General features: G+C 63.2%; 8 protein-coding genes. 3 read left to right on the top strand and 5 right to left on the bottom strand.

Annotated elements, in window-relative coordinates; genetic code table 11:
- Window positions 1-172: 172 nt before the first annotated feature.
- The 4 genes from EOL86_08390 to EOL86_08405 are packed head-to-tail and all read right to left on the bottom strand — an operon-like array spanning window position 173 to window position 4,366.
- Window positions 173-1,222 (bottom strand): sulfite exporter TauE/SafE family protein, encoded by a 1,050-nt coding sequence (locus EOL86_08390; protein ID NCD25592.1) that lies wholly within the window; start codon window positions 1,220-1,222, stop codon window positions 173-175.
- Window positions 1,223-1,243: 21 nt separating this feature from the next.
- Window positions 1,244-1,537: a hypothetical protein gene (locus tag EOL86_08395; protein ID NCD25593.1), complete on the bottom strand. Its 294-nt coding sequence runs from the start codon at window positions 1,535-1,537 to the stop codon at window positions 1,244-1,246.
- Between the two features lie 51 nt (window positions 1,538-1,588).
- Window positions 1,589-3,796 carry a SulP family inorganic anion transporter gene (locus EOL86_08400; GenBank protein NCD25594.1) on the bottom strand — a complete coding sequence of 736 codons (2,208 nt, stop codon included), beginning with the start codon at window positions 3,794-3,796 and terminating at the stop codon, window positions 1,589-1,591.
- A gap of 51 nt (window positions 3,797-3,847) precedes the next feature.
- The gene (locus tag EOL86_08405) at window positions 3,848-4,366 is read right to left on the bottom strand and encodes a hypothetical protein (protein NCD25595.1); all 519 of its coding nucleotides are present in this window, start codon (window positions 4,364-4,366) and stop codon (window positions 3,848-3,850) included.
- Window positions 4,367-4,830: 464 nt separating this feature from the next.
- On the opposite strand from EOL86_08405, the gene EOL86_08410 reads away from it, so the two are divergent.
- From EOL86_08410 to EOL86_08420, 3 genes are read left to right on the top strand one after another with little or no spacing between them, the layout of a single operon-like run.
- The gene (locus EOL86_08410) at window positions 4,831-6,864 is read left to right on the top strand and encodes a response regulator (protein ID NCD25596.1); all 2,034 of its coding nucleotides are present in this window, start codon (window positions 4,831-4,833) and stop codon (window positions 6,862-6,864) included.
- A complete protein-coding gene (locus tag EOL86_08415; GenBank protein NCD25597.1) occupies window positions 6,849-8,309 on the top strand; it encodes a sensor histidine kinase in 1,461 nt (486 codons plus the stop codon). The genes EOL86_08410 and EOL86_08415 overlap by 16 nt, the downstream gene beginning before the upstream one ends.
- On the top strand, window positions 8,306-9,679 hold the full coding sequence (locus EOL86_08420) for a sigma-54-dependent Fis family transcriptional regulator (protein NCD25598.1): 1,374 nt from the start codon (window positions 8,306-8,308) through the stop codon (window positions 9,677-9,679). The genes EOL86_08415 and EOL86_08420 overlap by 4 nt, the downstream gene beginning before the upstream one ends.
- Window positions 9,680-9,688: 9 nt before the next feature.
- On the opposite strand, the gene EOL86_08425 is transcribed toward EOL86_08420, so the two are convergent.
- On the bottom strand, window positions 9,689-11,317 hold a 1,629-nt coding region (locus tag EOL86_08425), incomplete at its 5' end, for a potassium channel protein (GenBank protein NCD25599.1).

An 11,317-nucleotide genomic window follows, 5' to 3' on the forward strand; every position in this document is an offset into this window, starting at 1 on the left:
GTTTTTTCACTGTCGCCTTGCTGGTCACGTTTTCGCTCGATTTCGCTTGAAATCATTTTTTAGAAACAGACCCTGACACCACGGGTTTTACGCGTTTCAAAATAGACAGGCCCGCGTCGAGATACTCGACGCGGGCCTGTCTATTTTGAAACGGACGTGAACGTCTGCTGGATTAGGCGGCTTCGGCCAGCTGGGCCTTGCGTCCGCTCCACATGCTGCCGAGGATGATGACCGCGCCGATCAGGAGAGCCAGGCACATGGACGAGAAGCTGACCGTGCCGAGCAGGGACAGGGTCTGCTCGCTTGCTTCCATGAGGCCCAGGCTGACCAGATATCTGGGCAGGGCCAGGGCGCGGCTGACGGCGACAATGAGCATGATGGTGGCCATGACGACCTTGATCATGTGCGGCCGGACATAGGTCGTGCCGATGGCGCCGAGCTGTACGCCCAAAAGGGAGCCGCCGAGGATGATCAGCACCAGACGGATGTCGACCATGCCGTGCATGGCCCAGTTGATGGACCCGGCCAGGCCCATGATGAAGGCGATGACCAGCTCCGTGGCCGAGGCCATCAGGCCGGGCACGCCCATGACGTAGATCATGCCGGGCACGCCGATGAAACCGCCCACGGCGATGGTCGCGGCCAGGATGCCGGTGGCGAAGCCCACGGGAATGGTGAACCACAGGGAGATGCGCAGGCCGGAGCGGGGGAAGTTGATCATGGGCCACAGCTCGATTTTCTGCAGGCGCAGGGCCAGGGGCGCGGTGTGTTCCTCGCCGCCGCTCTTGGCGGTGTTGATGGCGTCCTTCATGACATAGCCGCCCACGGTCACCAGCACGAAGACAAAGGACAGGCTGACATAGAGATCGGACCCGGCCTGGCCCCACATGGCCAGGATGAACTGCTGGATCTTGATGCCGATCTGGACGCCGATGCCGGCCGAAACAGCCATGATCAGGCCCATCTTCACGTCAACCTGGCCATAATGGAACCGTTTGATGGCGCCAACCAGGGCCTTGGGGAATTTGTGGCACATGTTGCTGGCCACGGCCACGGTGCCGGGCACGCCCAGGCTCATCATGCCGGGGGTGAGGACAAAGGCGCCGCCGGAGCCGATGAAGCCGCTGACCAGCCCACCGATGAAGCCGATCAGGAAAAGAAAGGAAATGGTCGTGGCGCTGAGGTCGATGAATTTGGTCGGATCGAGAGCGAGAATATCCATGATGATACTTCCTTGTCGTGACTAGGTGTTGAGAACAGGGCGCTGGGCCGGACGCTTGGTGGCTTCGACGGTCTTGCGGGCATCCTTGCGCACGGCGGAAATGCCGAGACAGGCCCACAAATTGCCGGCGAATTCGCCGTGCAGGTAGGACACGGCAAAGACCGTGGCGATGGGGCCGGCGGCCCAGAAGGAGCCCTGGGCGAACTGGGCGGTGAGGGCGTCGCCGTAGCTGAAGAACGCGCCGTAGAAGCCTGCGGTCAGGACGCCGAAGACGACGGTTTTGCCGATGGGTTTGGTTTGTGTTTCTGTTGCCATGTGAATCTCCGTGTTGGTGTTGTCCGCTCTGCGAGCGGGGTGTTGCGGTGGTTAGGCGTGGCCGGGACGTGACGCGCCCGCCGTGGCAAAGGTCCTCGGCCCGGGGCGTTTCGCCGGGGTCTGGTTTTGCAGACGGCAGGCCGTGGTCAGCGGGCACCGGGTTTCGGTGCTTTCGCGGTGCGTGTTGGCGTGCACGCTGCACAGGGCCTGCTCCATGTTGGCATAGAGGTGGTCGCGGCCGAGTTTGTCGAGCAGTCCGCTGCGGGTCAGGATGGCCAGGACCGTGTCGTTGACCCCGGACATGGAGATGTCCACGCCCCGGCTGCGGCAGCGGTCAATGACCAGGGACAGGGCTTCCTCGCCGGAAGCGTCCATGTCGTTGATGCCCTTGGCCACGAGCACGATGTGCTTGAGCTGTTTTTTGGAGCGCAGGCGGGCGGTGATGGTTTCATCCAGGAAGCTGGCATTGGCGAAGAAGAGAGGGCCGTTGAAGCGGACCATGTCCACATGCGGGCAAAGATCCAGGCCGTGACGGGTGGCGTCGCGGAGTTCGCCTTCTTCGGTGCGGGCCAGGGAACTGACCGTGGGCCGCATGTTGCGGTACAGGAAAACGGCCAGGGACAGCCCCACGCCGACCATGATGCCCTTGTCCAGATGCGGTGCGAAAGCCAGGGTGGCGACAAAGGTAATGACCGAGATGGCGCCGTCGTACCAGGCGATTTTCCAGGCATGCACGAAACAGGACGGGTGGATGAGGCCCATGACCGCCATCATGATCACGGCCGCCAGGGTGCACTGGGGAAGATGGTACAGAAGCGGGGTCAGGAACAAGAGCGCCACGAGAACCACGGCGCTGGTGAAGACACTGGAAAATCCGGTCTGGGCTCCGGCCTGGAGATTGACGGCCGAGCGGGAGAACGATCCGGATACCGGATAGGCCCGGCTGAAGGCGCCGACGATGTTGGCCAGACCCTGACCGATGAGTTCCTGGTTTGGGTCCAGGCTCTGGCCGGTCTTGGCGGCCATGGCCTTGGCGATGGAGATGGCCTCCATGAAGCCGAGCAGGGCGATGATGGCGGCGTACGGCAGCAGGCGCGCCATGACCCCCAGATCGACATGGGGCACGGTGAGGCTGGGCAGGCCGCCGGGCACGTTGCCGACCACGGCACCGCCACCGATCAGTGTCAGGCTATTTGGATCAAGGGGCGCGTTGCCGACCTTGATCCGCCATGTGCGGCCATCGGCGGACGCGTCGTTTGGCGCGGCCTCAAGGGGCGTATACACGGTGCGCCCATCCAGGCCGGGAACGCCCCGCAGCAGGGTGGCGCGCAACTGGGCCTTGAGGCTTGCGGCCTGATTTTTGGCGATGTCCATTTCCAGGGCCAGACGGCGCAGTTCGTGCTCGTCATCGACCAGGGCGAAGCGTTCGCCCTTGGTCTTGGCTTCTTCCACGGCCGTGTTCAGGACCGTGCGGCGCGCGGCCAAGTCTGTCTGGGCCTGCATGGCCGCGTTGTAACGACCGATGGCGTCCACGACCTGGGGCGCGGCCACACTGTCCTGGCCGACGCTGACATTGTGTTCAAAGCCCGTGGTCCAGGAAAAGAGCGTGGTCAGAACAACGGCCACGAGAACATTGGGCACGCGGGGCGTGTATTTTTTGAGTACGAACATGAGGGCAAAAGCGAACACGCCCAGGGCCAGGGTGGGCCAGTGCGTGTAGTTCGCGGCCGCCCGCGCCACGCGCAGAATGGTTTCATAGTGATGTTCGGCGCTGTCCACGGACACGCCGAACATTTTGGAAAGCTGGCTGGTGGCGATGATGATGGCCGCCGCGTTGGTGAATCCGGCCACCACCGGGTGCGAAAGAAAATTGACGACAAGGCCCAGACGCAAAATGCCCAGGGCCAGCTGGAACAGCCCCACGACCAGGGCCAGAAGCACGGCGTAGGCGATGTAGCTTTCACTGCCGGCCGTGGCCAAGGGTTCCAGGGACGCTGCGGTCATGAGGGACACCACGGCCACCGGGCCCGTGGCCAGTTGACGGCTTGATCCGAACAGCGCGGCCACCAGCGGCGGCAGGAAGGAGGCATACAGACCGTAATAGGGCGGCAGGCCGGCCAGCTGGGCGTAGGCCATGCTTTGGGGAATGAGGACCAGGGCCACGGTCAGGCCGGCCATGAAGTCCATCTTCAGGTGCCCGAGGGTATATGTCTTGATCCAGCCAAGAAAAGGAACGATTTTCAGTACACACGTCGCCATGTTGTTCTCTCCACGAAAATGGGATGCGAGTTCGAAAAAGCTGCCCAGGTCTTATTTGATCGTGAACAGGGCGAGGCCGGTTTGGCCGTGGACCAGTTCGCCTTCCTCGGGTTCGCTCAGGATGAATTCGATGCGGCCGTTGTTGCGCACCAGTTCGCTGACGGCCGCGTCCACGGAGCCGAAGCGGATTTCGTGCAGCATGTTTACGCCGTGCCGGGCGGCGGCTTCCTGCCAGGACGCCGCCGCGCGTTCGGCCAGATGGGCGAAGGAACTCCGCCAGTCCGGACTTGTGTTGGCCACGCCCACGCTCAGAAAGAGGAGGTCGCTGCCCATGCGTTCCGCCACGCCCAGGGCGTATTGTCCCAGGCGTTCGGAAAAGGTGCAGCCATGGCCGATGACCAGAATGCGTCGCCGGCCGATGCGTGTCTGCTCCATGAGATCGGCGGCGAGGATCTGCTCGCCGGCCTCGGCCAGGGCCATGGCCTCGGCGTAATCCGCCAGACGGTCTTGCATGGAATGGGCGTGGCGCAGGGTCGGGGACGAAGCTGCCGTGGATTTGAGCCGGGCCATGGGGTCTCCTCGGTGTGTAACGGTTGGGCTATTTGGCCTGCAGGGTCGGACGGGGACGTTTTTCCGTCTGGGTGGGTGCGGTGGCGCGGGTGGCGTCGTTTTTGCGCTGCCCCTGCATCAGGAAGCGGGCTTCGGCCTGGAGGCCGCGTTCGGCAAAGGCCGTGGCGGCATAGGCGGATTCAATGGTTTCACGGATGGTGCTCATTTTGCTTACCTCGCGTTACAAGTTATGCGCGGCCTAAAACAAGGCGCGTGCCAGAATTGTATTTCTGGCAATTTCTTGAAATTAAATGATTTTTTTTGATGACTGGTAAGCGGGGGCAAAGGGTGTCATGTTGCAGATCGCAACATGTGAATCTTGGAACAAGGCGCGGTCCGGATTGTCAGGCCTGATGCAGATTGCAGCGTCGTTGCAAAGTGCAACAAGGGGAGGGTGGCGCGTGGAACCGGGCGAGGGAGATTGGATGATATTTTTTCGCAAGCAAGAATTGGAGACAGCCCAACCCGTGGCCGATCCCACGGGGTTGCGGGCCAAGGTCGGGCAGGTGGAATTGCCGGAAGGCGTGAAGACCGCGGTGGAGGCCGAGATTGGGCGCATGGAAAAGACCGACGCGGCCGTGGCCGAGTATTCCATTGCCCTCAATTATGTCGAAACCCTGCTCGGTCTGCCCTGGACCGGGCTGACGCGCGACAATCTTGATCTGGACCAGGCCGCGGCCGTGTTCGATGGTAGCCACGCGGGGCTCGGACAGGTGCGGGAGCGAGTTCTGGAACACCTGGCTTCGCGCGTCCTCCATGCCAAGCGTCAGGCCGCGATTCTGGTCGTGGACGATGAGCCCATCGCCCGGACCAACCTGCGGCATGTTCTGGCCAAGGAAGGGTATGCGGTGGAGGTGGCGGCCAATGGCGAGGAAGCCTTGGATTGTCTGCGCCGGCAGGAGTTCGACTGCATTGTCACTGATCTGAAGATGGAGCGCATGGACGGCCTGCAACTGCTGGAAGCCGCCTCCAAGATCGCGCCCGAAACCCGTTTCATTCTGGTCACCGGTTATGCCACGGTCGATTCGGCCGTGCAGGCCATCAAGACCGGGGCCGTGCATTATCTGGCCAAGCCCATTGATCTGAGTGAACTGCGCGAGGCCGTGCGTTCCGTGCTCGTGTCGCGCACGCACCGTTACGCCAGCCGTGCGCCCATTCTGTGCTTTGTCGGCCCTCCGGGCGTGGGCAAGACCTCGGTTGGCCGGGCCATCGCCGAGGCCCTGGGCCGGAAGTTCTACCGCATGTCCCTGGCCGACCTGCGTGACGAGGCCGAACTGCGCGGCCACCGTCGGACTTACGTCGGCGCCATGCCCGGCCGCATTATCCAGGCCCTCAAAAGCGTGGGCGCGCGCAATCCGGTGTTCATGCTCGATGAGATGGACAAAATCGGTCAGGACGTGAAGGGCGACCCGGCCATGGCCCTTCTGGAAATTCTCGATCCGGAGCAGAACGCCCGCTATGTGGACCGTTATCTGGAGATGCCCTTTGATTTGTCCGAGGTGCTGTTCATCGCCACGGCCAACGGCATCGAGCGCCTGGCCGGGCCGCTGCTGGATCGGTTGGAAGTGGTGCAGTTTTCGGGCTATTCCGAGCGGGAAAAGCTGGACATCGCCACCCGTTTTCTTTTGCCCCGGCAGCTGCGCGGGCACGGTCTGGTCAGTCCCTATCCGACGATCACCGACGATGCCCTGGTGCGCATCATCCGTGAGTACACCAATGAATCCGGCGTGCGCGGCCTGGAGCGCGAGATCGCCCGGCTGTGCCGCAAGCTGACCCGTCTGCGTCTGGATCACGGCCCCGCGGCCACGGCCGCTCCGGTCACGGCCGAGGGCGCGGCGGCCCTGCTCGGCCCGGCCCGCTTCCGGCATGACGCGGCCAGCGGCGCGCCGCTGGTGGGCACGGCCACGGGAATGGTGTGGTCCGAAACGGGTGGAGAGGTCATTTTTGTCGAGGCCACGCGCATGACCGGGCCGGGCCAGCTGCTCCTGACCGGTTCCCTGGGCGGGGTGCTCAAGGAGTCGGCCCAGATCGCGCTCAGTTTCATCCGCAGCAATGCTTTGGCGCTTGGCGTTGCCCCGGATTTTTTCGAGGGCCATGACATTCATATCCATATTCCGGCCGGCGGCATCGCCAAGGACGGCCCCTCGGCCGGCCTGACCATTGCCGTGGCCCTGGTTTCGCTTCTGACCGGCCGACCGGCCAGGGCCGATGTGGCCTTGTCCGGCGAGCTGTCCCTCATCGGCCGGGTCCTGCCGGTCAGCGGCGTGCGCGAGAAAATTCTGGCCGCCCTGCGCGGCCGGGCCGCCCGCGTGGTGCTGCCCGCCGCCAATGCGGCCGATGTGGAGACCCTGCGTGAAAGCGTCGGCGAGTTGCCGCCGGTGACCCTGGTCGATCGCGTCGAGGACGCCCTGGCCGTGGCCCTGGTCGGCCCGGAGGAGGAGCCATGCAAGGTCTTGTAGCCCGTTTTGCCAGCGGCAAGATCCGTCAGATCGTGCTTTTCGGCATGATCGTGTCCATTTTGAGTTTTTCGGTGCTGGGCGGCATTTCCTATTATTATCTGCTCCAGATCGAAGACGCCCTGGGCCTGGCCGAAGTGGTCGATGATTTGAGCAACGACATCCTCGAGACACGGCGCTACGAAAAAAACTATCTCCTCTATGCCCTTGAGGAGGATTACGTCGAGACCCTGCGCTACAGCGAGCGGGCCCTGGGCACCATTGACCGCATCGGACCCGTGGATGACGGGCTCATCGGATCGGATCAGCGCGGTCAGGCGACCCTTGTCTTGCTGCGGGACCGTTTGAACCGTTATCGAGCGTTGTTCGCCGATCAGAACTCCCTGCGACTGGCCGGCAGCTCGGCCGAAAGCGAGGCCCTGCGCCCGGAGCTGCGCGAGCAGGGCAAGGTTCTGGTGGAGGAATCGCGGCTGTTCGTGGTCTATCAGCGCGAGCGCATCCTGGGCATCGTCGGGACGCTCAAGCGCCAGCTGTCCGTGTCCATCGCGGCCTTTATCGCCGTGGCCATGTTTTTTTCCTGGCTGGTGGGGCGACGCATATTCGGGGCCTTGTCCATCATCGAACGTTCGGCCCGGCAGATCGTGCAGGGCAACTTCGAGGCCCTGCCCATGCCCGATACCAGTGACGAAACCACGGGCGTGGTCGAGGCCTTCAACCACATGATCGAGGAATTGGAGCGCCGCCAGAATCAACTTCTGCAGGAGAAGAAACTGGCCTCCCTGGGCGTCCTGACTTCGGGCATCGCCCACCAGCTGAACAATCCCCTCAACAATATCTCCACTTCCTGCCAGATCCTGCAGGAGGACATGGTCGACCCGGCCAGCGTCGATCCGGCGTTGTCCCGGCAGATGCTCGACAATATCTACCAGGAGGTCAGCCGCTCCCGCGACATCGTCAAGGGTCTGCTCGAATTCGCCCGCGAAACGGAGTTTTGTCTCAAGCCCCTGCCCCTGGCCGAGGTCGTGCGCCGGGCCATCAGTCTCGTCTCCAGCGAAACGCCCACGGGCGTGCACATCGACAGCCAGGTTCCCGAAGACATCCGTCTGCCCCTGGACAGCCAGCGTTTTCAGGAAGTGCTGCTCAACCTGCTCATCAACGCCATCCAGGCCATCACCCCGCCCGGCACCATCACCATCGACGGCTGGCGCGACGTGGGCGCGGGTCAGGCCGTGCTCCGGATTCGGGATACCGGGTCCGGCATCGCGCCCGAGCACATGGGCCGCATCTTCGATCCGTTCTTCACGCTCAAGGAATCCGGAACGGGTCTGGGCCTGGCCGTTGTTTTCGGGATCATCAAAAAACATGGCGGGACCGTTGCCGTGGACAGCACGCCCGGCCAGGGCACCTGCTTCACCATCCGGTTGCCGCTGGGAGGGGAGGGCGCATGAGCGAACACGGAACCGAAAGAGCGCGCGCGGGGCGGATTCTGGTCGTGGACGACGAGGCCATTGCCCGCGACAATCTGGCCCTGGCCCTGTCCCGGCAGGGGCATGACACGGTCACGGCCGCCAGCGGGAATGAAGCCCTGGAGCTGCTGCCCGCCGGGGATTTCGACTTGGTGCTGACCGATCTGAAGATGGAGGGCATGGACGGACTGGCCCTGTTGCGAACCATCAAGGAGCGGTTTCCGGATATCGAGGTCGTGGTCCTGACCGGGTATCCCACGGTGGACACGGCCGTGGAGGCCATGCGGGCCGGAGCGTACGATTATCTGGCCAAGCCCTATCGTCTGGACGAGGCGCGCATCCTGGTGCGCAAGGCCCTGGAAAAGCGCCACCTCAAGCTCGAAGTGCGCCATTTGCGCGAGGCCCTGCGCGATAGAACCATGCCCATGCCCCTGGTCGGAGCCGCTCCGTGCATGATGGAACTGAAGCGGACCATCGCCCAGATCGCGCCCTCGGACGTGACCGTGCTCATCCTGGGCGAGACCGGCACGGGCAAGGAAGTGGCCGCGCGCACGGTGCATCTTTTGAGTCGCCGGGCGGGGAACCGCTTTTTGGCCATCAACTGCGGGGCGTTTAACGAGGATTTGCTCGAAAGCGAACTTTTCGGGCACGAGCAGGGCGCGTTTTCCGGGGCCGTGCGCCAGAAGAAAGGGTTGTTCGAGTCGGCCGAGGGCGGGACCTTGTTTTTGGACGAGGTCGGGGAAATGTCGTTGTCCATGCAGGTCAAGTTGCTGCGGGCCGTGCAGGAGCGCACCATCCGCCGGGTCGGGGGCACGACGGACATCCCCGTGGACGTGCGTCTTGTGGCCGCCACCAACAAGGATCTCAAAACAGAGGTCGAGGCCGGCCGTTTCCGGAATGATCTGTATTTCCGGCTCAACGTCCTGGTGCTGCGCATGCCGCCCCTGGTGGAACGGCGCGAGGATCTGCCGCTGTTGTCCCAGTATTTCGTGGACAAGACCGCGCGGAGCGCCGGGCGTCCGGTACCGGCCATTTCACGGGAAGTGCTCGACATCCTCGATCGGTACGCGTTTCCGGGCAATGTCCGCGAACTGCGCAACATCATGGAGCGGGCCGTGGTTTTTTGCGCCGGGGACGAAATCCGGCCGGCGCATCTGCCACCGGAACTGGCCGAGGCCCCGTTGCATGTGGTCCGGGCCGGTGAACGCGCGCCCATGACCCTGGAGCAATGCGAGCGGGATCAGATTGTATGGACCCTGGAGTACGCCGCCGACAACAAGACCCTGGCCGCCAAACTGTTGGGCATCGACCGGGCCTCGTTGTGGCGCAAGATCAAGCGGCACGGGCTGTGAGCGTGGCTGCTAGGCGCGGTACTGGTCCGTGAATTTGCGTTCGGCGTCGGCGGTGCCAAGGATGATCAGTTCGTCGGCGGCGTCGAGCACGGTGTCCGGGTCCGGGTTGATGCGCATGGTCTCGGCCCGTTTGATGGCCACGATGCTGCATCCCGTGACATTGCGGATGTTTTGGTCCCGCAGGGCCTTGCCGATCATGGTTTTGTCCGGGCTGGCGCGAAAGATGTTCAGGCCCTCGGAAATCATGAGCAGTTTTTCCGGTTTGAGCAGATTGAGGATGGTCGTGGCGCATAATGAGGCGAAGGACATGACCAGATTCGCGCCGGCGCGGTGCATGGTGTTGATGTTGCGGTCCAGGCTGGCCCGGCTGATGATCTGCGCGTCCGGGCGCAGACGGCGGCAGTAGATGGTCAGAAAAATGTTCAGGTCGTCGTCGTGGGTGGTGATGATGATCGAGGGCGTGTTCTGGATGCCGGCCTTGTTCAGAATGTCCAGATCGGCCGCGCTGCCGGTGATGACGCGTTCGTCCTGGGTCTTGAGGATTTTTTTCTCCACGATCCGGTAGTCGATACCGCGCCGGGCCAGACTGTGGGCCACGGCCTGACCCACGCGGCCGCCGCCCAGAACCAGCACCGGGCCGTTGTGCTCGCGGTCCCGTCCGGATGAACCCATGAGTTCGTCGTAGCGGTCGAGTTGTGCCTCCGATCCGGCCAGAACCAGCACCGTGGACGCGCCGATGACACTGCGCGGCCCCGGCAACTGAAAGCGTCCCTGTTCCCACATCCCCACGACATTGACCCCTGTCAGCTCGCGCAACCGGCTTTCGGCCAGGGTGCGTCCCTGGAGCGGCGTACGCATGGCCGGGGCTTCGGCGATGAGCAGCTGGTCGAAATTGCCGATGATATTGGCCTTCATGCTCAGCCCCAGAACCCGTCGCGCCAGGACCTGGCCGAGCAGGGTCGTGAACTGGAAGGTGTGGGTGGCTCCAGCCAGATCGAGAATGTCCACGGAATCCTCGTGATCGGCGTTGGTGGCGATGGGCACCGTGTCCGAGACCTCGCGGATGGTGAAGATGATGTTCGTGCTGGTCACGTCCTCGTTCATGACCACGACCATGGCCGCGTTATGAACGCGCATGGCCAGGTAGGTGGCGGGATCGTCCTGCTCGCCGACAACCACGTTGATCCCGGACTCGTGCAGATTCAGGGCCTGCTGCAGGTCGGGCACGAGAACCGCGTAGGGCACGGCGTATTGATTGAATTTTTCGATCAGGCTCAGGGCCACGGCGTCGAAATGGGTCAGGATGACATGGCCGGACACGGTGTCCGGAACGGCGCGCGGCGCCCTGGCCTTGTTCTGCTCTTCCAGCCAGGGGGCGTAAAAGAACTGGATGAAGGTGAAGGGCAGGACAATGAGCAGAAAAATGACGCCGCTGAGCATGACGACGATGGTGAACAGCCGACCCAGGTCCGTGGTGAAGGTGATGTCGCCGAAACCCAGGGTGCTCATGACCGTCAGCGTCCAGTAGAGGCCGGTCAGCCAGGAGTGTTTTTGTCCCTCGTAGGCCATGAGAAAGTGGAACAGCACGGTGTAGACCAGAAAAAATCCCAGTAGGATGAGCATGAAGCGGGTCATGAG

This window comes from Deltaproteobacteria bacterium (genome assembly GCA_009930495.1).
In the GTDB taxonomy this organism is placed as follows: domain Bacteria; phylum Desulfobacterota; class Desulfovibrionia; order Desulfovibrionales; family Desulfomicrobiaceae; genus Desulfomicrobium.